The 21,938-nt window shown below is 71.2% G+C and carries 21 protein-coding genes and 1 tRNA gene; 18 read left to right on the top strand and 4 right to left on the bottom strand.

The features are described from left to right. Positions 1–16: 16 nt before the first annotated feature. From rpoD to G545_RS0107135, 4 genes are all read left to right on the top strand, one after another. Complete coding sequence (rpoD, locus tag G545_RS0107150; protein WP_027069781.1) at positions 17–1,918, top strand: RNA polymerase sigma factor RpoD; 1,902 nt, start codon at positions 17–19, stop codon at positions 1,916–1,918. A gap of 131 nt (positions 1,919–2,049) precedes the next feature. Continuing rightward, positions 2,050–2,125, top strand: a tRNA-Ile gene (locus G545_RS0107145). Between the two features lie 72 nt (positions 2,126–2,197). Then, positions 2,198–3,088, top strand: a complete 891-nt coding sequence (locus G545_RS0107140) for a pirin family protein (protein ID WP_407059633.1) — start codon at positions 2,198–2,200, stop codon at positions 3,086–3,088. A 63-nt stretch (positions 3,089–3,151) separates the two neighbouring features. Next, positions 3,152–4,498, top strand: coding sequence for an FAD/NAD(P)-binding protein (locus G545_RS0107135; RefSeq protein WP_043711501.1), 1,347 nt, complete (start codon positions 3,152–3,154; stop codon positions 4,496–4,498). Between the two features lie 47 nt (positions 4,499–4,545). Here G545_RS0107135 and G545_RS0107130 read toward each other — a convergent pair whose 3' ends face one another. After that, complete coding sequence (locus G545_RS0107130; RefSeq protein WP_027069778.1) at positions 4,546–5,412, bottom strand: MBL fold metallo-hydrolase; 867 nt, start codon at positions 5,410–5,412, stop codon at positions 4,546–4,548. A 159-nt stretch (positions 5,413–5,571) separates the two neighbouring features. Between G545_RS0107130 and G545_RS0107125 the strand changes: the two genes are divergently transcribed. From G545_RS0107125 to hemC, 5 genes are all read left to right on the top strand, one after another. Further along, positions 5,572–5,760, top strand: coding sequence for a hypothetical protein (locus tag G545_RS0107125; protein ID WP_027069777.1), 189 nt, complete (start codon positions 5,572–5,574; stop codon positions 5,758–5,760). Then, positions 5,753–6,769: an SDR family oxidoreductase gene (locus G545_RS0107120; protein ID WP_027069776.1), complete on the top strand. Its 1,017-nt coding sequence runs from the start codon at positions 5,753–5,755 to the stop codon at positions 6,767–6,769. Before G545_RS0107125 ends, G545_RS0107120 begins: the two co-directional genes overlap by 8 nt. Positions 6,770–6,872: 103 nt before the next feature. Then, complete coding sequence (locus tag G545_RS0107115; protein ID WP_036137249.1) at positions 6,873–7,562, top strand: alpha/beta hydrolase; 690 nt, start codon at positions 6,873–6,875, stop codon at positions 7,560–7,562. 3 nt (positions 7,563–7,565) lie between these two features. Beyond that, positions 7,566–8,282, top strand: coding sequence for a LytR/AlgR family response regulator transcription factor (locus G545_RS0107110; RefSeq protein WP_027069774.1), 717 nt, complete (start codon positions 7,566–7,568; stop codon positions 8,280–8,282). A 118-nt stretch (positions 8,283–8,400) separates the two neighbouring features. Then, positions 8,401–9,333: a hydroxymethylbilane synthase gene (gene hemC, locus G545_RS0107105; RefSeq protein WP_027069773.1), complete on the top strand. Its 933-nt coding sequence runs from the start codon at positions 8,401–8,403 to the stop codon at positions 9,331–9,333. Between the two features lie 16 nt (positions 9,334–9,349). Here the strand turns inward: hemC and G545_RS0107100 are convergent, their stop codons facing one another. Together G545_RS0107100 and G545_RS0107095 are read right to left on the bottom strand one after the other, a co-directional pair. Beyond that, positions 9,350–10,003: a DUF481 domain-containing protein gene (locus G545_RS0107100; RefSeq protein ID WP_027069772.1), complete on the bottom strand. Its 654-nt coding sequence runs from the start codon at positions 10,001–10,003 to the stop codon at positions 9,350–9,352. Positions 10,004–10,094: 91 nt separating this feature from the next. Then, positions 10,095–11,855 (bottom strand): SLC13 family permease, encoded by a 1,761-nt coding sequence (locus G545_RS0107095; protein WP_027069771.1) that lies wholly within the window; start codon positions 11,853–11,855, stop codon positions 10,095–10,097. Positions 11,856–12,033: 178 nt separating this feature from the next. Here G545_RS0107095 and G545_RS0107090 point away from each other — a divergent pair, with 178 nt between their 5' ends. Beyond that, complete coding sequence (locus G545_RS0107090) at positions 12,034–13,011, top strand: helix-turn-helix transcriptional regulator (RefSeq protein WP_027069770.1); 978 nt, start codon at positions 12,034–12,036, stop codon at positions 13,009–13,011. A 12-nt stretch (positions 13,012–13,023) separates the two neighbouring features. Here G545_RS0107090 and G545_RS0107085 read toward each other — a convergent pair whose 3' ends face one another. Further along, complete coding sequence (locus tag G545_RS0107085) at positions 13,024–13,749, bottom strand: DUF481 domain-containing protein (protein WP_052106773.1); 726 nt, start codon at positions 13,747–13,749, stop codon at positions 13,024–13,026. Between the two features lie 145 nt (positions 13,750–13,894). Here G545_RS0107085 and G545_RS0107080 point away from each other — a divergent pair, with 145 nt between their 5' ends. From G545_RS0107080 to xerC, 8 genes are all read left to right on the top strand, one after another. After that, positions 13,895–14,224: a hypothetical protein gene (locus G545_RS0107080; protein WP_043711498.1), complete on the top strand. Its 330-nt coding sequence runs from the start codon at positions 13,895–13,897 to the stop codon at positions 14,222–14,224. Between the two features lie 74 nt (positions 14,225–14,298). Next, positions 14,299–16,416 carry a prolyl oligopeptidase family serine peptidase gene (locus G545_RS0107075; RefSeq protein ID WP_027069767.1) on the top strand — a complete coding sequence of 706 codons (2,118 nt, stop codon included), beginning with the start codon at positions 14,299–14,301 and terminating at the stop codon, positions 16,414–16,416. 94 nt (positions 16,417–16,510) lie between these two features. Further along, the gene (locus G545_RS0107070) at positions 16,511–18,664 is read left to right on the top strand and encodes a S9 family peptidase (RefSeq protein ID WP_027069766.1); all 2,154 of its coding nucleotides are present in this window, start codon (positions 16,511–16,513) and stop codon (positions 18,662–18,664) included. Between the two features lie 38 nt (positions 18,665–18,702). Beyond that, on the top strand, positions 18,703–19,104 hold the full coding sequence (locus G545_RS0107065; RefSeq protein WP_027069765.1) for a YbaN family protein: 402 nt from the start codon (positions 18,703–18,705) through the stop codon (positions 19,102–19,104). A 46-nt stretch (positions 19,105–19,150) separates the two neighbouring features. Next, positions 19,151–19,456: an LPS translocon maturation chaperone LptM gene (lptM, locus tag G545_RS15845; protein WP_036137302.1), complete on the top strand. Its 306-nt coding sequence runs from the start codon at positions 19,151–19,153 to the stop codon at positions 19,454–19,456. Beyond that, complete coding sequence (dapF, locus tag G545_RS0107055; protein ID WP_052106779.1) at positions 19,449–20,336, top strand: diaminopimelate epimerase; 888 nt, start codon at positions 19,449–19,451, stop codon at positions 20,334–20,336. The genes lptM and dapF overlap by 8 nt, the downstream gene beginning before the upstream one ends. Then, positions 20,333–20,998, top strand: a complete 666-nt coding sequence (locus G545_RS0107050) for a DUF484 family protein (protein WP_027069763.1) — start codon at positions 20,333–20,335, stop codon at positions 20,996–20,998. Before dapF ends, G545_RS0107050 begins: the two co-directional genes overlap by 4 nt. A gap of 9 nt (positions 20,999–21,007) precedes the next feature. Next, the gene (gene xerC / locus G545_RS0107045) at positions 21,008–21,886 is read left to right on the top strand and encodes a tyrosine recombinase XerC (RefSeq protein ID WP_027069762.1); all 879 of its coding nucleotides are present in this window, start codon (positions 21,008–21,010) and stop codon (positions 21,884–21,886) included. Positions 21,887–21,938 lie beyond the last annotated feature (52 nt).

Raw genomic sequence — 21,938 nt, 5'->3', positions numbered from 1 at the left:
ACGGTGGCGCAGCCCTATGGCCAATGAACGTCCGGCCCCCCAGTCCGACATCAAGCAGCTGATCAGCAAGGGCCTGGAACAGGGCTACCTGACCTATGCCGAAGTCAACGATCACCTGCCCGACGACATCGTCGATCCGGAGCAGATCGAAGACGTGATCGCGATGATCAACGGCATGGGCATCGAGGTCCACGAAGTGGCCCCCGATGCCGACACCCTGTCCCTGGGCGACAGCAGCTCCAGCGGCAACGAGGTCGACGAGAGCACCGCCGAGGAGGCCGCCGCCGCCCTGACCGGGCTCGACGCCGAGGGTGGCCGCACCACCGACCCGGTGCGCATGTACATGCGCGAGATGGGCACGGTCGAACTGCTGACCCGCGAGGGCGAGATCGCCATCGCCAAGCGCATCGAGGAGGGCCTCAACCAGGTCCAGGCCTCGCTGGCGCTGTTCCCCTCGACCATCGAGCTGGTGCTGCAGGACTGGGAGCTGCACAAGGCCGGCAAGAAGCGCCTGCCCGAGCTGCTGGTCGGCTTCCTGGACCTGCTCGAGGACCCGACCGTCGCCGCTTCCCCGGCCACCCTGGTGGACGAGAAGGAAGAGCCGGAGGAGAAGGTCGCCAAGGATGAGGCCGACGAGGACGAGGCGGACACCGACGACGAGGACGACGACACCGCCTCGGCCACGACCGAGGAAGCCCCGACCGGGCCGGACCCGGCCGAGGTCGAGCACCGCTTCGAGGCGCTGGCCGAGCTGTACGGCAAGTTCGAGAAGGCCTACGCCAAGCACGGCCCGGCGCACAAGACGGTCACGAAGCTGCGCCAGGACATGGCCGACATCTTCGTCACCTTCAAGCTGCCGCTGCCGTTGACCGACGTGCTCGTGCAGAACATGCGCGATACCCTGGCCGACATCAAGCGCCACGAGCGCCGCATCCTCGAGCTGGCCACCCGCCGGGCGAAGATGCCGCGCAAGGACTTCATCCGCGCGTGGGATGGCAACCAGGTCAACCTGGAGTGGGTGGACGAGCTGCTCAAGCGCAAGCAGAAGTGGGCGTCCGGCCTGCGCGAGGTGCGCGACGAGATCATCGCCGAGCAGCAGGCGATCCTCGACATCGAGAAGCAGATCCGCATGACCCTGGGCGACCTGCGCGAGGTCAGCCGCATCATGGCCTACGGCGAGGCCAAGGCGCGCAAGGCCAAGAAGGAGATGGTCGAGGCCAACCTGCGCCTGGTGATCTCGATTGCCAAGAAGTACACCAACCGCGGGCTGCAGTTCCTGGACCTGATCCAGGAGGGCAACATCGGCCTGATGAAGGCGGTGGACAAGTTCGAGCACCGCCGCGGCTTCAAGTTCTCGACCTACGCCACCTGGTGGATCCGCCAGGCGATCACCCGCTCGATCGCCGACCAGGCGCGCACCATCCGCATCCCGGTGCACATGATCGAGACGATCAACAAGCTCAACCGCATCTCCCGCCAGATGCTCCAGCAGTACGGCCGCGAGCCGACGCCGGAGGAGCTGGCCAAGGAGATGGAGATGCCCGAGGACAAGGTCCGCAAGGTGATGAAGATCGCCAAGGAGCCGATCTCCATGGAGACCCCGATCGGCGACGACGAGGACTCCCACCTGGGCGACTTCATCGAGGACACCAACGCCGAGTCCCCGGTGGAGACCACGACCAACATCAACCTGTCCGAGACCGTCCGCGACGTGCTCGGCGGGCTGACCCCGCGCGAGGCCAAGGTCCTGCGCATGCGCTTCGGCATCGACATGAACACCGACCACACCCTGGAGGAAGTCGGCAAGCAGTTCGACGTCACCCGCGAGCGCATCCGCCAGATCGAGGCCAAGGCCCTGCGCAAGCTGCGCCACCCCAGCCGCTCCGAGCAGCTGCGCAGCTTCCTCGACACCGAGTAAGCGCCGCCGCAACGCCATGCCCGCTCCTCCCCCTCTCCCGCTCGCGGGAGAGGGCCGGGGTGAGGGCCCTCAGGAAGCCTCGCGTCAGCGGGGCTTCTTCGTTTTCGCCGCTACAATTCCCGTCCTCTGGCGGGCCTATAGCTCAACGGTTAGAGCAGAGGACTCATAATCCTTTGGTTGCAGGTTCGAATCCTGCTGGGCCCACCATCTCCGCCCCCCGTACCCGCCTGGCGTACCCTCGGTCGCACCACCAGTCCAAGCCAGGGGGGCGGCCCCATGATCGAACTCCTCATCCAGCAGCGCTCCCGCGACCTGGGCGCCTTCGAGGTCGGCCGTGTGCTGCCGTTCGCCAAGCGCCGCATGGTCGGGCCGTACATCTTCTTCGACCGGATGGGGCCCAAGCAGATCCGCCCGGGGCTGCCCCGCGAGGCCGACGTACGTCCCCATCCGCATATCGGCCTGTCGACGATCACCTACCTGTTCGACGGCGAGATCATGCACCGCGACAGCGTCGGCTCGGAGCAGCCGGTGCGGCCGGGCGAGGTCAACTGGATGACCGCGGGCCGCGGCATCACCCACTCCGAGCGCTTCGAGAAGCTGCGGGCCCACGGCGGACCGCTGGACGGCATACAGGCCTGGGTGGCGCTTCCGGACGAGCGCGAGGAGACGGATCCGGGGTTCTGGCACTACCCGGCCGATGCGCTGCCGGTCTTCGAAGGAGAAGGCCTTGCCGGACGCCTGATCGCCGGCCGGCTGGACGGCATGGAGTCGCCGGTCCGGGTCGACTCGCCGCAGTTCTACGTGCACTGGCAACTGCATGCCGGCGCGCGCGCCTCGTTGTCCTCCGAGTACAGCGAGCGCGCCGTGTACGTCGCCGGGGGCGAGGTGGAGGTGGATGGCCAGCGCGTGGAGGCCGGCAGCATGGCGGTACTGGCGCCGGGCCGGCCAGTGACAGTGGCGGCGCTGGGCGAGGCCGTGGTCATGGCGCTCGGCGGGGAGCCGGTCGGGCCGCGCTATATCGACTGGAATTTCGTGTCGTCCTCGAAGGAGCGCATCGAGCAGGCGCGCGAGGACTGGGCCGCAGGGCGCATGAAGCTCCCCGACCTGGACGACGAAGAGTTCATCCCGCTGCCACCGAAGTTCGGCGCGATGCCGGAGCCGATGTCCTGAGCCGCCCGCACGGGCGATCATGATGGCCGCGGATTTCCCCGCGGGCGGCCCGCAGGAGGCCTGATGGTGGACGTGGTGGTCGTCGGCGGCGGTGCCGCGGGCGCAGCGGTATTTGGTGAACTCATCGGCCGCGCCGACGCCGGATGCGTGCATTGGGTGACCGGGCAGGGACGACCCGGCCGGGGCGTGGCGTACTCGACCGGCGAGGACCACCACCTGCTCAACGTGCGCGCGGCGGGCATGGGGCTGTTCGACGGCCCCGGCTCGGTGTTTGCGCGTCATCCCGCGGCCGGCGATGCGGAGCCCCACCAGTTCGTGCCGCGGAGCCGGTACGGGGACTACGTGCAGGCGCGGCTGGCCGAGCGGTCCTGCGCGGCGCGCCAGGCGGGCCGGTGTTTCGAGCTGCACGCCGCCACCGCCGTGGACGCCTGGCGCGACGGCGGGCGCTGGCGGGTGCGGCTGGAGGGCGGCGCCACCCTGGAAGCGGACGAAGTGGTGCTGGCGACCGGCGCGCTGGAACCGCGGCCGCTGCGCAACGCCTCCAGCGAGGCACTGGCCAGCGGCGCGTACGTGGTCGATCCCTGGCAGACGCGGGAACCTTCCGCCCCGCCCGGGCGCGTGCTGGTCGTCGGCACCGGCCTGACCGCGGTCGACGTGCTGCTGAGCGCCGCAAGGCGTTGGCCCGGAGCCCGGCTGCAGGCGGTGTCCCGCCACGGCCGGCTGCCCTTCATCCATCGCGAGTACCCGGCCCCGCCCTGGCCAGGCCAGGCGGCACTCAACGAGGCGTTGCTGGGCACCACCCGCGTGCGGGAGCGGCTGCGCGCGCTGCGCTGGGCGATGGACGGGGCACCGGACTGGCAAGCGATCGTCGACGGGATGCGGCCGGTGATGGTTCCGCTCTGGCAGGGACTGCCGGTGGCCGAACGCCGTCGCTTCCTTCGCCACCTCCGCTGGCTCTGGGAGGCCGCGCGCCACCGGATGCCACCGGCCTCTGCAAACGTCCTGCAACGGTTGCAGGCGGAGGGCCGCCTCCGGATCGCCGCCGCACGGGTGCTCGGGGTCGACGGCAAGGGGCCACTGCAGGTCCGGATACGCGCACGCGGAGCGGAAGGGGAATCCTCCATCGAGGCCGACCTGGTGGTCCAGGCCACCGGCCTGGAGATGTCGCCCGCGACCGCCACGGGCCTCCTGCGGCAGCTGCTGGACCGCGGCCTGGCCGCACCGGATCCGCTGCGCCTTGGCCTGGCCGGAACCGAGGACGGGCGGCTCACCGGACCCGGGGGCGGGATCCAGCCCGGGCTGTCGGCGATAGGGCCGCTACTGCGCGGCACGCTGTGGGAATGCACGGCGATGCCGGAGATCCGGGCCGCGGCGCGGGCGCTCGCCGAGCGGCTCCTGCCGGGCGACTGACCGGGGCGCGATTCCGCGAGGAGGCGCGGGACCGCGCCCCCGTGTCCTCAGTGCGCCGGCGGGGTCGCCGGCACGCCCGCCGGCCGCCCGGCGAGGCGCTCGAACTCGGCGACATCGTGCGAGCAGAACACCGTGACCTCGTCGCGGTGCCCGCGCAGCAGCTCCCGCAGCCGTTCCTGGTTGCCGAGCCGGGCGTCCCGGTCCTTCTCCATCATCCACTGGTAGAACCGCAGGCCGGGGGTGCAGGACGGGTTGCGCAGGTCCATCTCGTGCTCGTGGAAGTAGGCGTCGCCCGCCAGCAGGTGCCAGCCCGCGGCGTGCCGCAGCGCGACCCCGGCGTGGCCATGGGTATGCCCGGGCAGCGGAACCATCAGCAGCTCGGGCGGCAGCCCCTCCAGGTCGCGCACGCAGTCGAACCCCATCCATGGCCCGCCGGTGCCGCCCGGATAGGTGCGCCACTGGCCGCGCGTGTTCCACTGCTGCGGCCGGAAGCGCTGGCGGTCGAGCCAGGTCTTCTGCTGCTCGGCGTAGTCGCGCTCGGCGCCCATCATGTGGACGGTGGCATGGGGGAAGTCGTCCAGGCCACCGGCGTGGTCGAAATCCAGGTGGGTCAGCAGGATGTGGCGCACGTCGCGCGGATCGAAGCCCATGCGCTCGATCTGCCGCACCGCGGTCATCTCCTCGCGGAAGTCCGGGCTGACCAGCATCAGGAAGAAGCCGCTAAGCCGCCCGCGCGGGTCGGCGACATCGCGCAGTCCCATGCCGGTGTCGACCAGTACCAGGCTGTCGGCGGTCTCCACCAGCAGGCAATGGCAGGTGAGCGAGCCGCGTTCGAGGATCCCGTCGCTGCGGCCGTCCATCAATCGGCCGCCGAGCGGACAGGTGGAGATGCAGTTGAGGTGGTGGATGCGCATGCGGGCGTCCTCCGCGGCCGGCGGCCGCGCCGGAAATGGGCGTGTCGTTCCGCGCCGACTGTGCCGGCCCGCCGGTCGGCAACCGGTGACGTGCCGCCGGCCACGCCGCCTTGACCGCCCGGCCCGCACTCTGTCTGCCCGACACCAGCGGAGACCGACGTGGGCAACGACGAAGGACGTAACCGCGAGGAACAGGGCGCCAGCAAGGGCAAGAACCTGGGACAGGGCGTGGCCAACATCTCTGGCAAGGACCGGCACGACCAGGCGGGCACCGGGACCGACCGGGCCCAGACCCAGGACCAGCGGCAGGCGAAGCCTTCCGAAGGCGCGCAGTCCGGCGATGCATGACGGCGCAGCCCCGCGCGCGCGCCGGGTGGTGGTCGTCACCGGCGCTTCGGCGGGAATCGGCCGGGCGACCGCCATCGAGTTCGCGCGCCACGGCTGGCGGGTCGCGCTGCTGGCGCGTGGGCAGGACGGGCTCGAGGGCGCCCGCGCGGACGTCGAGCTGGCCGGCGGCGAGGCGCTGGTTATCCCCACCGACGTTGCCGACCAGGCGCAGGTCGAGGCCGCGGCGGAGCGGGTGGAACGCGAATGGGGCCCGATCGACGTGTGGGTCAACAACGCGATGGCTACGATCTTCGCCGAGTTCCTGGACGTCGACCCCGACGACTACCGCCGCGCCACCGAGGTCACCTACCTGGGAACCGTGTGGGGTACGCGCGCGGCGCTCCGCCGCATGCGGCCCCGCGACCGCGGGACCATCGTCCAGGTCGGGTCCGCGCTGGCCTACCGTTCCATCCCGTTGCAGGCACCGTACTGCGGCGCCAAGGCGGCGATCCGCGGCTTCACCGACTCCCTGCGCAGCGAGCTGATCCACGCCCGCAGCCGGGTGCACCTGACGATGGTGCAGCTGGCGGCGTTCAACACGCCGCAGTTCCAGTGGGGCCGCACGACCATGGGTTGCCGGCCGCGGCCGATGGGCCGCATCTTCCAGCCCGAAGTCGCCGCGCGCGGCATCTACCATGCCGCCACCCACCGGCGCCGCGAGATGGTGGTGGGAGCCCCGGCGCTGGCGGCCATATACGGCGGCGGGATGCTGGCGCGCGGCTACGCCGACCACAAGCTGGCGCGCGACGCGGTGGACGGCCAGCACACCGACGAGTCCCTGCCCCCCGACCGCCAGGACAACCTCTACCAGCCGGTCCCCGGCGACCACGGCGCACACGGCCGCTTCGACGACGAAGCCACCGCCCACAGCACCCAGCTGTGGATGACCACCCACCGTGGCCGCATCGCCGCCGGCGCCGCGCTCCTCGCCACCGCCGCCGGCGCCCTCGCCGCCCTCCGCCGCCGCTGACCCCACAGCCCGCCCGGCCTCGCGACGCTGTTCCCTGTTCCCTGTTCCCGTTTCCCCGCTCCACCCCCATGCATTCCCCGCCCCCCTTGGCCACAATGCGCCAATGGACACCAAGACCCTGCTCGACACCCTGGAACACGAGACCGGCCCCTCGCCGGACTGGTCGGTGCTCTGGCTCCACGGCCTGGGCGCGGACGGCAACGACTTCATGCCGATCGTGCCGGAGCTGGTGCGGCCGGACTGGCCCGCCGTCCGCTTCGTCTTCCCGCATGCGCCGGTGCGGCCGGTCACGATCAACAACGGCGTGCCGATGCGGGCCTGGTACGACATCCGCGACTTCGACCTGGCGAACCGCGCCGACGCGGGCGGGGTCGAGGAGTCCGTCGGCCAGGTCGAGGCGCTGATCGCGCGCGAGGAAGCGCGCGGCGTTCCCGCGTCCAAGGTGGTCCTGGCGGGCTTCTCGCAGGGCGGGGCAGTGACCCTGGCGGCGGGCCTGCGCCGCTCCACGCCGCTGGCCGGACTTGTTGCCCTGTCGACCTACCTGCCACTGGCGCCCGACGTGCTCCAGGCATTGCCGGCCACCACTGGTTCGCAGGCGCGTACCCAGCCGGTGTTCATGGCGCACGGCACGCACGACCCGGTCGTACCGCTGCAGGCCGGGCGGATGGGCGCGGAGATGCTGCGCAGCCTGGGCTTCGCCGTGGAGTGGCACGAGTACCCGATGGCCCACCAGGTCTGCGGCGAGCAGATCGGGCACCTGGCCGCGTGGCTGGGCCGGGTGCTGAAGGGCTGAGCCGTGCGGGTGGTGCTGGCCGACGACGAGCCGCTGGCGAGGACGCGGTTGGCCGCGATGCTGGCGTCGGTGGACGGCGTCGAACTGGTCGCCGAGGCGGTCGACGGCGCGCAGGCGCTGCAGGCCTGTGAAACGCACCGGCCGGACCTGGTGCTGCTCGACATCGCCATGCCGGGAATGGACGGGATGGAGGCGGCGCGCCGCCTGCGCGCGATGGACACGCCGCCCGCGGTCGTTTTCTGCACCGCCTACGACGGCCACGCGGTGTCGGCCTTCGAGGTCGATGCGGTGGATTTCCTGGTCAAGCCGGTGCGCCCGGAACGGCTGGCCGCGGCGCTGGCGCGCGCCCGCACCTTCCTGGCCGGACGCCGCGCCGGGGGCGGGGAAGGCCGGCGGAACCTGTGCTCGCGCGTGGGCGGCAGCCTCAGGCTGATCCCGCTGGAGGACGTGCACTTCCTGCAGGCCGAGGAGAAGTACGTCGTGGTCGGCCACGCCGGTGGCGAGCACCTGATCGAGGAGTCGCTGAAGTCGCTGGAGGAGGAGTTCGGCGACCGTTTCGTGCGCATCCACCGCAGCTGCCTGGTCGCACGCGCCAGGATCAGCGGCCTGCACCGCGGAGGCGACGGCCGCCACATGGTCAGCCTGCGCGGCGTCGACACCCCGCTCGAAGTCAGCCGCCGTTGCGCCCCCACCGTACGCGAAGTCGTCCGCGCGCTCTGACCCGGGCGCGCCCCCCTACTTCCCCGGGCGGCCTCCCCCGGGCGGGAACCTGACGTTCCCCGCGCCCCGTCGTTCCCCGTTCCCGGTTCCCGCTCCTCCCCGATGCGATAATCCCCGCATGACCACCCCCCGTCCGCACCTCCTCCGCATCGCCACCCGCAAAAGCCCCCTCGCCCTCTGGCAAAGCGAACACGTCGCCGACGCCCTGCGCGCGGCCCACCCTGGCCTGGAGGTCACGCTGGTGCCGATGAGCACCCGCGGCGACGAGGTGCTGGACCGGTCCCTGTCGGCGATCGGGGGCAAGGGGCTGTTCCTGAAGGAGCTGGAGGTCGCGATGCTGCGCGGGGAGGCGGACTGCGCGGTGCACTCGCTCAAGGACGTGCCGATGGAGCTGGAGCCGGGCTTCATGCTGCCCGCCATCCTGCCGCGCGCCGAGCACGCCGACGGCTTCGTCAGCAACCGCTTCGAGACCCTGGACGCGCTGCCGGCAGGCGCCGTGGTCGGCACGTCCTCGCTGCGCCGCCAGGCCCAGGTGCGCGCGCTGCGGCCGGACCTGGTGCTGCGCGACCTGCGCGGCAACGTGAACACCCGGCTCGCCAAGCTCGATGCCGGCGAGTACGACGCCATCATCCTGGCGTGCGCCGGGCTGGAGCGGCTCGGGCTGGAGGCGCGCATCCGCTCGCGCCTCACCGCGCCGCAATGGCTCCCCGCACCCGCCCAGGGGGCGATCGCGATCGAATGCCGGGACGATGCGGGCGACATGGCGGCCCTGCTTGCCGCCCTCGACCACGCGCCGACCCGGCGCTGCGTGGAGGCCGAGCGGGCGATGAACCGGGCGCTGCATGGCAGCTGCCACGTGCCCGTGGCGGCGCTGGCGAGCGAACGCGGCGACGCCCTGTTCCTGCAGGGCATGGTGGGCTCGGCATCCGATGGCCGCGCGGTGCGGGCGGAGGGGGAGGGTGCCGATCCGGAGTCACTCGGGCGCCGGGTGGCGGAGCAACTGCTGGAGCAGGGTGCCGGACCGCTGCTCGGGATCGAGCCACCCGCCTAGGCGCGGGCCGCGCCGGCTAGAAGCGCCGGTGCAGCTGCACCGAGGACTCGGCCGATTCCAGGCCGCTGCGTCCCATCTCGTCGTGGCGGATCGCGAAGTCCGTCTCCAGCGTCCAGTCCGGCCACAGCAGCACGTCCAGCCCGATCGACTGCTTGACGAAGGTCTGGCCCTGGCCGGCTTCCCACTGGATGAGCTGGTTCCAGTTCACCCGCTCGCCGAAGCGGTAGCCGAAATCGAGCGCGCCACGCACCACCGGTCCCGGCTGGTGGATGCCGTCGTCGCCCAGTGGCGCCAGCCGGTATCCCGCGCCCAGCTGCACCGCCACGCGCGCGGGGCCGTCGCGCAGCGCCTGCACGCCGTAGCGCGCGCCGACCCGCCAGTCATTGGCGTAGCTGGCATGGGACTCGCGAGGGGTCGCGGGCGCGCGCAGGCCGATCCAGGAGCCGCTGCCCGGGAGCGGCCCGGCCACCCGCACGCTGGCGAACCGTGGGCGCTCCAGCTTGGGCGCATGCCACTCCTCGTCCCCGCAGCGCAGCGAGTAGCACCACAGCCGCATGTGCGCGGGGTCGGAACCCAGCTGCGCGACGTGCGGCGCGGGCTCGACCAGGGTGCTGGCGGGAAGCGTGAGGAACGGGCCGGCCATGAGGGCCAGCCCCAGGGCGGCGGACATGACGGGCCAGGGGCGATGCGAACGGACCCCGATTATGCCGCCCGCATTCAGGAATCCCTGCCCGCCCGCTGAACAAAGGCCGCGGCGGGCCTCAGAACGGGAAAAAGCGTGGAATCAGCACAATCCCCGCGATCCAGAAGATCAGGTTGAGAGGCAGCCCGATGCGGATGAAGTCGGCGAAGCGGTAGCCCCCCGCCGCGTGCACCATGGCGTTGGTCTGGTAGCCCACCGGCGTGGCGAACGCGGTCGAGGCGGCAAACGCGACCGCGACCAGGAACGGCTTGGCGTCCACGCCCAGCGACTCCGCCGTGGCGATGCCGATCGGGACCACCAGCACCGCGGCCGCGTTGTTGCTCATGATCTCGGTGAGGACGGAAGTGAGCAGGTAGATCGCCGCCAGGCAGGCCACCGGGCCCAGCACCGCCACCAGTCCCAGCACGTTGCGGGCCAGCCAGGCGGCGCCCCCGGAATGCTCCAGTGCGATCCCCAGCGGGAGCACCCCGGCGAGCAGCATGACCACCTTCCAGTCGACCGCGGCGTAGGCCTCGTCGGGCTGCAGGCAACGCAGCACCACCAGTGCCACGCAGCCCAGGATCGCCGAGGCGACGATCGGCAGCAGGCCCAGTGCCGCGGTCGCGATCACGCCCACCATCACCAGTGCGGAGGTCCAGGCGCGACCGGCATCGATCCGCGGCTGCGCGCGCTCGCCCAGCACGATCAGGCCGGGGTCGTCGCGCAGCGTGCCCAGCGCCTTCTCGGTCGTGTCCACCAGCAGGATGTCGCCCACCGCCAGGGGCACGTGGTCCAGCCGCTGCCGCAGGGGCGCGCGCTGGCGCTGCAAGCCGTGCACCCGGACCCGGTACACGTGCCCGAACCGCATCCCCGCCAGCGAGTGGCCGATCAGGTGCGAGCCCGGTGCGACCATCACCTCGGCATGCAGCCGCTCGGCGCCGGCCGGACCCTCGAGGTCGCGTGCCACCCGGTCGTGCTCGAGCCGCAACTGCTTGCGCAGCGCCTGGATCCGGCTCCACTCCGCGCGCACCAGCAGGCGGTCGCCGGGCTGCAGTTCCACGTGGCGGCTGGGCAGGATCGCGTTGTCGCGGATCACCTGCAGGACCGTCACCGGGCCGATGTCCTCCGGGACCACGTCGCGCGCGCGCGCACCGACGGCAGGCGACTTCTCCGGCACCAGCAGCTCGACCATGTAGGGGCCGCCGTGGCCATCGGTCTCCATCTCCGGCACGCCCAGGTCGGGGAGCAGGAACCTGCGCACGAGCATCAGGTAGACCGTGCCGATCGCGACGAACACCACCCCCAGCGGGGCGAACTCGAACAGCTCGAACCCCTCGCGGCCGGACTGGATCGCCAGCGAGTTCACCAGCAGGTTGGTCGAGGTGCCCACCAGGGTGCACACGCCACCGAACTGCGCCGCGTAGGACAGCGGGATCAGGTACTTCGAAGGCGCCTGCCGGTTGGCCACCGCCGCGCTGATCACCAGCGGCAGGAACACCGCCACCGCGGCGGTGTTGTTGACGAAGGCGGAGATGAAGGCGATCGCCAGCATCATCACCAGCGCGAACGCCCAGCTCCAGCGGATCCGCGCCAGCGCCTCGCCCAGGCCGAGCAGGGCGCCGCTGCGCTGCAGGCCGGCGCTGAGCACGAACATCGCCGCCACCGTGATGGTCGCCTGGCTGCTGAACCCCGACAGCGCCTCCGCCGGGCTGACCAGGCCGAGCACCAGCAGGCTGGCCATCACCAGCAGCGCCACCACGTCGACCGGCAGCTTCTCGGTGATGAACAGGTACACCGCGCCGGCCAGCACCGCCAGCGTCAGCCACAGCTCCATGCCCATCAGCCGCGCCTCCCGCGTGGGGCGGCGCCGGGGCCTCGACGGGGCCTCAAGGGACGGGGAAACGGCGGATGCACATGGCGCGCATTGTGCCTCGCCCGCGTGACGGGCGGCGAACGCCTACGCCGGCGCGTGCCGTCCCCCGCTGGCGGGCGCGCGGGGGCGATGCCATGCTCCGTGCATGGAACGAATCGAACGCATCCACGCCCTGCACCGCATCTTCTCCAGCGCACGCTACCCGGTGAAGGTGGCGCGCCTGCAGGAGGAGCTGGAGTGTTCACGGGCCACCGTCTACCGCGACATCGCCTACCTGCGCGACCAGCTGATGGCGCCGGTGGAGGGCGATGGCGAGGCGGGGTTCCGCTATGACCGCGGCGAGGACGACCGCTTCGAACTGCCCGGGTTGTGGCTGAGTTCGGAGGAGCTGCACTCCCTGCTCGCAGCGCAGCAGGTGATGCGGCGCAGTGGTGGCGGCGTGCTGTCGGAGGCCCTGGCGCCGCTGCAGGAGCGCATCGAGAAGCTGCTGGACGAGCACGCCGGCGGGCGCCGGGTGCCGGTGGAGCGGGTCCGGGTCATCCCGCACCGCACCCGCAAGCTGGACCAGACCGCCTTCCGCCACGTCGCCACCGCCGTGCTCGACCGGCGCCGCCTGGCGTTCGAGTATCGCGCCCGCTCCACCGACGAGCACACCCGCCGCGTGGTTTCCCCGCAGCGGCTGACCCACTACCGCGACAACTGGTACCTGGACGCCTGGGACCACGAGCGCGAGGGCCTGCGCAGCTTCGCCGTGGACCGCATCAGTGCCGCCCGGCCGCTGGAGGACCCCGCCACCGACCTGCCGGAGGAGGAGCTGGACCGCCACTTGGCCTCGAGCTACGGGATCTTCTCGGGCGAGCCGCGAGGCTGGGCGACGATCCTGTTCAGCCCCAAGGCAGCGCGCTGGGTGGCCGACGAGCACTGGCACTCGCGCCAGCAGGGGCGGTTCCTGCCCGACGGCCGCTACGAGCTGAAGCTGCCCTACAGCTCCGGCCGCGAGTTGCTGATGGACGTGCTGCACTACGGCAGCGATGCGGAGATCGTGGAGCCGGCGTCGCTGCGGGAGCAGGCGCGTTCGCTGCTGTCGCTGGCGACCGCCAACTACGACCGCCCGCCGGGCTGATCAAGGCACCGCTCAGAACCCGTAGGCCACATTGACCGTGGTCAGCGTGTCGGTCTTCCTGGTACCGGGCAATGTGTCGGTGTTGTGGCGCACTTCCAGCCCGGCCTTAAGTGCCAGCGCGTCGCTCATCTTCACCGCCACGCCCACGTCGTTGCGGGCGAACGTGTTCTGCTGCCCGGCCTCGATCAACAGCGTGTCGTAGACCGACGTCGAGGGGTTGAGCTGGTGGCTGAACTCCAGTTGGCCGCGGACGATGGCGCCGTTCTCGTGTACGCGCACGCCCTGCAGCTTGGACCAGCGATACCCCGGGCCGATCTCGAAGTGCAGCTGCGTTGCCTCCTGATCCACCAGTTCGTGGCTGTACCCGATCGAGACGGCCGACTGGTATTCGTAGGCCGCGAAGTGGTCGCGCTCGGTGCGCATCGAGCCGGACCATTGCCTTCGATCATCCATGCGACGGCCGATCTTGCCGAACGCCTCGTAGCGCGACGCGCTTTCGACACCGTCCTGCTTTCCGTACAGCAACGACAGGCCCATAGCGTGTTCCCAGAAGGCGTCCTCGCGTGTCAGCCCGAGCTTGCCGTTGAGCGTCTGGCTGTCGGTGTTCCCGCTGGTGAGGGCGAGGCCCAGCTCGCCCTTGCCATGCCAGCCACGGCCTTCCGTCGCCGGATCGGCGAGGGCGGCAAACGGGGCGGCGAGCGCCGCGGCGGTCGCCACGGGGAGGATCGAGAAACGCATCGGGGGGGCTCCGGTCACAAAGAAAACGGCCGAACAGGGTCGGCCGCGGGATGATTATCCATGCACGCCGATGAACGATCATCCGGTCGCAATCGGTGAGATGCCGGGCCATGAAGCTGTCGCTCCAGTCCCGTGGAGCCCCGCCATGAACCGTTCCGACATCCGCCGCGAAAGCCCCGTCGACGACGTCCTGCGCTACGCGGTCGCCGTGGGCGCGACCCTGGTCCTGCTGGTTCCGGCGGCGCGCGGGGAGTCCGCGGTGGGCTGGCTGCCGCTGTGGCTGGTGGGCATGCCGCTGTGCGCCTGGGCCTGCCTGCGGTGGGCCACGCGCCTCGAGCGGGCCGCCGTACCCGCCGGCAGCGCGGCAGGGGTGCAAGCGCGTCCCGCCGCCGTGCCTCGCTCGCCGGCCGTGCAGCCAGCGTCCCGCCGCCGGCGCATCCCCGCGGCAAGGCGCCGTGCCGCCCGCGCCGCATGACTTCGGGCACGGCGGCGCCGGCGGCCGGCTGTGCTAGCTTCCGCGGTTTGATCCGCATCACCATCGGAGCGCCCATGTCCAAGCTGTCGCAGGCCTGCAAGGCCGCCGTCCTTGCTGCCGGCTTCCTCGCCGCGGCGGGTGCCGCCGGCGCCCAGGAGGCCAACGTGAACGATCCCCACCAGTGGCTGGAAGAGGTCGAGGGCGAGGAGGCCCTGGACTGGGTCCGCGCGCGCAACGCCGAGGCCGAGGCCGAGCTCGCCAACACCCCGGAGTTCCGCCAGCTCAAGGCCGACCTCCGCGCCATCCTCGATTCCGACGCCAAGATCCCCGGCGTGCAGAAGATCGGCGAGTACTACTACAACTTCTGGAAGGACGCGCAGCACGAGCGCGGCCTGTGGCGCCGCACCACGCTGGAGGAGTACCGCAAGGACGAGCCGGCGTGGGAGACCGTCCTGGACCTGGACGCGCTCAACGCCGCCGAGGGCGAGAACTGGGTCTGGCATGGCGCCAACTGCCTGGAGCCGGAGTACCGCCGCTGCCTGGTCGCGCTCTCGCGCGGCGGCGCGGACGCGGACGTCACCCGCGAGTTCGACCTGGTCGAGAAGGACTGGGTCGAGGGCGGCTTCTTCCGCGAGGAAGCCAAGGGCGGCATGAGCTGGATCAACCAGGACACGGTGTACGTGTTCACCGACTTCGGCGAAGGCAGCATGACCGAGTCCGGCTACCCGCGCGTGCTCAAGCAGCTCTCGCGCGGCCAGTCCATGGACGAGGCGGTGACGATCTACGAAGGCCAGGCCGATGACATGTACATCGCCGGCTACCGCGACCTCACCCCGGGCTACGTGCGTGACTTCGTGAGCCGCACCCTGGCGTTCTACAACGACGAGCTGTACCTGCGCACCGACGATGGCAGCCTGGCCAGGGTCGACGCGCCGAACTCCGCGAACAAGTCCGTGTTCCGCGAGTGGCTGGCGCTGGAGCTGCGCGAGCCGTGGACGGTCGAGGGCGCCACCTACCCTGCGGGCAGCCTGATCGTGACGAAGTTCGACGACTTCATGGACGGCGGCCGTGACTTCACGGTGCTGTTCGAGCCGACCGAGCGCAGCTCGCTGGCCGGCTTCACCGTCACCCGCAACCACGTCGTGCTGAACGTGCTCGAGGACGTCAAGAACTCGATCGTGGTGCTGACCCCGTCCGACTCGGGCGAGTGGGACCGCCGTCCGTTCGGCGACCAGGAAGGCATCGGCACCCTGTTCGTCAGCGCCGTCGACAGCGACCACTCCGACGCGGTCTGGGTTACCGAGAGCGGCTACCTGGTCCCGACCACGCTGTCGATCGCCGACGTGTCCACCGACGCGCCGCCGCAGCCGCTGAAGTCGAACCCGGCCTTCTTCGATGCGTCCACGCACGAGGTCGAGCAGCACTTCGCCACCAGCGAGGACGGCACCCGCGTGCCGTACTTCCTGGTCCGCCCGAAGGACATGCCCACCGACGGCTCCACCCCAACCCTGCTGTACGGCTACGGCGGCTTCGAGATCCCGATGCTGCCCGGCTACTCGGCGACGGTAGGCAAGGGCTGGCTGGAGAAGGGCGGCGCCTACGTGGTGGCCAACATCCGCGGCGGCGGCGAGTACGGCCCGCGCTGGCACCAGGCCGCGCTCAAGGCCAACCGCCACAAGGCGTACGAGGACTTCGCGGCGGTCGCCAAGGACCTGGTCGCCACCGGCGTCACCTCGCCGGAGAAGCTCGGCATCCAGGGCGGCAGCAACGGCGGCCTGCTGATGGGCAACATGCTCACCCAGTACCCGGAGCTGTTCGGCGCGGTCGTGGTGCAGGTCCCGCTGCTGGACATGCAGCGCTACCACAAGCTGCTGGCCGGTGCCTCGTGGATGGCCGAGTACGGCAACCCGGACAAGCCGGAGGAGTGGGAGTTCATCCGCACCTTCTCGCCGTACCACCTGTATGACCCGGCGAAGGACTACCCGCCGACCCTGTTCACCACCTCGACCCGCGACGACCGCGTCCATCCCGGCCACGCCCGCAAGATGATGGCGAAGATGATGGAAGGCGGCGAGGACGTGCGCTACTACGAGAACATCGAGGGCGGCCACGGCGGTGCGGCGAACAACCAGCAGGCCGCGCACATGAGCGCGCTGGCCTATACCTTCCTCTGGAACCAGCTCAACGACTGAGCGACGAACGGGCCGGCAGCTTGCCGGCCCGTTTGCTTCCGGGCACCCGCCCCATTGACGGGTGCTTGCCCCCGCCCCTTCCAGGCCCCATCCAATGAAGCCCACCCTGTTGCTGGCTGCCGTGATGACCTTCTCCACCCCGACCCTGGCGCAGGACCTGCCGCCGCCCCCCGACGCCGAGAAGCGCGAGCACACCGTCACCGCCCCGCACGGCGCCGAGCGCCGCGACGAGTACTACTGGCTGCGGGACGACAGCCGCCAGGACCCGGACGTGATCGCCTACCTGGAGGCGGAGAACGCCTACGCCGACGCGTACATGGCCCGGCTGAAGCCGCTCGAGGACCGCCTCTACGACGAGATCGTCGGCCGCATCAAGCAGGACGACAGCTCCGTTCCCTACCGGGAGCGTGGCTGGTGGTACTACAGCCGCTTCGAGACCGGGCAGGACTATCCGGTCTACGCCCGCCGGCACGGGTCGATGGAGGCGCCGGAACAGGTGCTGCTGGACGTGAACGCCATGGCGGCCGGCAAGGACTACTTCAACATCGGCGACTGGGAAGTCAGCCAGGACAACCGGCTGCTCGCCTGGGCCGAGGACGACGTTGGCCGCCGCCAGTACGTCGTCCGCATCAAGGACATCGACAGTGGCGAGGTGCTGCCTGACGAGATCCGCGGCGTGTCGCCCAATATCGTCTGGGCCGACGACAACCGCACGATCTTCTACGTCGAAAACGACCCCGAGACGCTCCTGACCGTCCGGGTGAAGAAGCACGTCCTCGGCACGCCTGCCAGCGAGGACGTGCTGGTCTACGAGGAGCACGACGACAGCTTCTACATGGGCATCGGGCGCACCCGCGACGACCGCTTCATCTGCATCGGCGTGGAGAGCACCGTCTCCAGCGAAACCCGCTGCACGCCCGCCGCCGATCCCGGCGAGTTCACCGTGTTGGCTCCGCGCGAGCGCGACGTGGAGTACGACGCCGACCACCACGGCGGCCGCTGGGTGATCCGCACCAATGCCCCTGGCCCGGGCGGCACCCCGGCGGCCAACTTCAAGCTGATGACCGCGCCGACCGGCGCCACCTCGCGCGCGGAATGGCAGGAGTGGATCGGCCACGACGAGGACGTGTTCATCGGCGGCTTCGAGCTGTTCGACGGCTTCACCGCCATCGACGAGCGTTCCGGTGGCCTGGAGCGCATCCGCCTGCTGCGCGGCGCGCCGGGCGACGCGATCGGCGGGGCCGAGTACGTCAAGGCCGACGAGAGCGCCTACTCGATGGGCCTGTCGACCAACTCCGAGCCCGACACCGAGTGGCTGCGCTACAGCTACACCTCGCTGACCACCCCGGCGACCACCTACGAGCTCAACGTCCGGACCGGCGAGCGCCGCACCCTCAAGCAGCAGCCGGTGATCGGCTACGACCCGGCGAAGTACACCACCGAGCGGGTCTGGGTGACCGCCCGCGACGGGGTGAAGGTGCCGGTGTCGCTGGTCTACCGCAACGGGTTCCGGAAGGACGGCACCGCCGCGATGCTGCAGTACGGCTACGGCAGCTACGGGGCGTCGATGGACCCCAACTTCAACCTGCCGGTGGTGAGCCTGCTCGACCGCGGGATGGTCTACGCCATCGCGCACATCCGCGGCGGCCAGGAGATGGGCCGCAAGTGGTACGACGACGGCAAGCTGATGTCGAAGAAGAACAGCTTCACCGACTTCATCGACGTCACCCGGGGCCTGGTGGAGCAGGGCTACGCCGCGCCGGACCGGGTCGCGGCCTATGGCGGCAGCGCCGGCGGGCTGTTGGTCGGCGCGGTGGCCAACATGGCGCCGGACGACTACGCGGTGATCCTGTCGCAGGTCCCGTTTGTCGACGTGGTCACCACCATGCTCGACGCCTCCATCCCGCTGACCACGAACGAGTACGACCAGTGGGGCAACCCGGAGACCAGCGTCGAGGCCTACGAGTACATGCTCAGCTACTCGCCCTACGACAACCTGGAGGCCAAGGCCTACCCGGCGATGTTCGTGGGCACCGGCCTGTGGGACTCGCAGGTGCAGTACTGGGAGCCGGCCAAGTACGTGGCCCGGCTGCGCGACCTGAATACCTCGGACGCGCCGGTGCTGTTCCGTACCAACATGGACGCCGGCCACGGCGGCAAGTCCGGCCGCTTCCGCCGCTACCGCGAACTGGCGGAGATGTACGCCTTCCTGCTGGATCGCCTGAGCGTGGCCGAGCCGGCGCGATGACGCCGGCCGGCGGCTGAAGCGGCACCTACAATGGCCGGATGCCCGGACTCCCGCCTGACCCGCCACCTTCCCGCCTGCGCTGGGCCTGGTGGCTGCTTGCCTGGCTGAGCCTGGGGCTCGGGCTGCTCGGCGTGCTCCTGCCGGGGCTGCCCACGGTGCCGTTCATCCTGCTGTCGGCCTACGCCGCCGCGCGCGGGTCGGCGCGGCTGCACGCCTGGCTGCTCGCGCACCGGCGCTTCGGCCCGATGATCGTGGACTGGCAGCGGCACGGGGCCGTTTCCCGGCGGGCAAAGCGGCTGGCGCTGGCGATGATGTCGGTGGCGGCGGTGGTGATGTTCCTGACTGCGCCGCGCTGGTGGATGGCCGCCACCGGTACCGGGATCATGGCCGTGGTCGCCACCTGGCTGTGGTCGCGGCCGGAGCCCCCCGGCGCGGGCTGAGCGCGTGGCGGCGCAATCTCCACGGACGCCGGCTTACACTTCGACGATGAAATCCGCCTTCGCTCTGCTGCTGATCGCGCTGCCGCTGGCCCTCGCCGGTTGCGGCAACAAGGGACCGCTGGTCCTGCCCACGCCCGAGCCGGCCACCGTCGAGGTGGAGCCGGAAAGCGGCGTCCTGGTCGAGACCGATCCGCCGGCCACGCTGCCTGAAGAGGTCCCGGAGGACACGCTCCCCGACCCGCTCGAGCCGGAACCCCTGGTCCCGCTCGACGACGGGGACGGGGCGCCGACCGGCGACGACGAGGGTGCTGGCGACGACGGGGATGGAGCCGACGGAAGCCGCGATGGCTGACGCGGCAGCGGCCGCGACCGGCGCCACGCGCCTTCCCGCGGGCCGGGCCTTCACCAAGATGCACGGCGCGGGGAACGACTTCGTCGTGCTGGACTGCCGCGATGCGGACGCCCCGGATCCGTCGCTGTGCAGGGCCATGGCGGACCGCCATACCGGCGTGGGCTGCGACCAGATCCTGACCATCGAGGCGCCCCGCGGCCCCGGTGCGCTGGCGGCGTACCGCATCTGGAACGCGGACGGCTCGCAGGCGGGACAGTGCGGCAACGGCGCTCGCTGCGTCGCCGCCTGGGTGCTGCGCGACGTGCGCGCCCGTGGCGACGAGCCCCCTCGCCGCTTCCATCTGGAAAGCCCGGCGGGGCGGCACGAGGTGGAGGCGCTCGGCGACGGGCGCTACCGGGTGGCGATGGGAATCCCCCGCTTCGATCCCGCTTCGGTCCCGTTGCTCGGATTCGATGTCCCGCGCGAGCGCTACGTGATCGCCGCCGGCGGCTCCATCCTGGAGGTCGGCGCGGTGTCGATGGGGAACCCGCACGTGGTGCTCGAGGTGGAGGACATCGAGGCGGCCGAGGTCGGCCTGGTCGGATCGAGGGTGCAGGGCTACGACGGCTTCCCGGATTCGGCCAACGTCGGCTTCGTCCAGGTGCTGGCCCCCAACCGCGTCCGGTTGCGGGTGTACGAGCGCGGCGTCGGCGAGACCCGCGCCTGCGGCAGCGGCGCCTGCGCGGCGGTGGCGGTACTGGTGCGCCGCGGCAGCGCCGCCCGCGAGGTCGCCGTCGAGTTGCCGGGCGGTACCCTGCAGGTGGCCTGGCCGTCCGATGACGCCCCCATGACCATGGCCGGCCCGGCCGAATTCGTGTTCGAAGGAGTATGGCCCGCATGAGCGAGACCACCGACAAGCCCCGCGCCCACGAGGTCGCGGCCTGGCTGCGACAGAACCCGCGCTTCCTGCAGCAGTTCCCGGACCTGGCGCTGAGCCTGGAGGTCCCGCGCGAGAGCGGCCAGGCCGCCTCGCTGGCCAGCTACCAGCTGGAGGTGCTGCGCGAGAAGAACCGCGAACTTTCCCGCCGCCTGCAGGAGCTGTTCGCCAATGCACAGGAGAACGAGCGCCTCGCCGTGCGCACGCACCAGCTGACCCTCGCGCTCATGCGCCAGCCCAGCGCGGGCGGGGTGGTGCGGGCGATGGCGGCGAGCCTGGCCGAGGACTTCGCCGGCGACCGGGTGCGCATCGTGCTGTTCCAGCAGGTCGAGGGCGGCGAGGGCGCGCACTGGCTGCGGATCGTCGATGCCGACGATGCCCGGCTGGTTCCGTTCCGTGACTGCCTCGCCGACGGCGAGCCCCTGTGTGGCCGGCTGCATCCGGACAAGCACGCGTTCCTGTACGGCGAGGATGCCGAGCAGGTCCAGTCGACCGCGTTGCTGCCCCTGCCCGGGGTGGGACTGGTGGCGGTCGGCAGCGTCGATCCCAACCGTTTCTTCCCGGGCATGGGGACCCTGTTCCTGCGCATGATGGCCGAGGCGTTCACCACCGCCCTGTCGCGCTGAGCCGCGCCGATGTCCACCCCCGGCCGGTACCTGGAGCATCTGGCGGTCGAGCGGCGCATGTCGCCGCACACGCTGGACGGCTACCGCCGCGACCTGGCGGCGCTGGAGCAGTGGGCCGGGGAGGAGGGGCGGGCGCTGGAGTCGCTGGACGCCAACGCGATCCGCGCCTTCGTCGCCGCCGGGCACCGCGGCGGGCTGTCCGCGCGCAGCCTGCAGCGCCGCCTGTCGGCCTGCCGCGGCTACTTCGACTGGCTGCTGCGCCAGGGCAGGATCCCGGCCAATCCGGCGGCCGGTGTCCGCGGACCGAAGGCCCCGCGCAAGCTGCCCCAGGTCCTCGATCCGGACGAGGCAAAGGCACTGGTGGAGGTGCCGGTCGATGCACCACTGGGCCTGCGCGACCGGGCGCTGCTGGAGCTGTTCTACTCCTCCGGCCTGCGGTTGTCCGAGCTGTGCAACCTGCGCTGGCGCGACCTCGATTTGGACGACGGGCTGGTGACGGTGCTGGGCAAGGGCAGCCGCCAGCGCAGCGTGCCGGTGGGCTCGCATGCCCGCCAGGCGTTGGCCGAATGGCGCGCATCCACCGGGGCCGGTGCGGCGGACCCCGTCTTCCCGGGACGGAACGGCCCGATCACGCCCCGCGCCGTGCAGCTGCGCCTGCGCAAGCTCGCCCAGCAGCAGGGCCTGTTCAAGCGCGTCCACCCGCACCTGCTGCGCCACAGCTTCGCCAGCCACGTGCTGGAATCCTCGGGCGACCTGCGCGGGGTGCAGGAGCTGCTGGGGCACGCGGACATCGCGACCACGCAGGTTTACACGCACCTGGACTTTCAGCACCTGGCGGGGGTGTATGACGGGGCGCATCCGCGGGCGAAGCGGAAGGGGAGCGGGTAGAAGCGGGAACGGGGAACGGGGAACAGGGAACAGGGAACAGGGAACAGGGAAC

It is taken from the genome of Lysobacter defluvii IMMIB APB-9 = DSM 18482, from assembly GCF_000423325.1.
In the GTDB taxonomy this organism is placed as follows: domain Bacteria; phylum Pseudomonadota; class Gammaproteobacteria; order Xanthomonadales; family Xanthomonadaceae; genus Novilysobacter; species Novilysobacter defluvii.
Note: the sequence above shows the minus strand (reverse complement) of the source record. Positions and strands in the feature narration are given on the sequence as shown.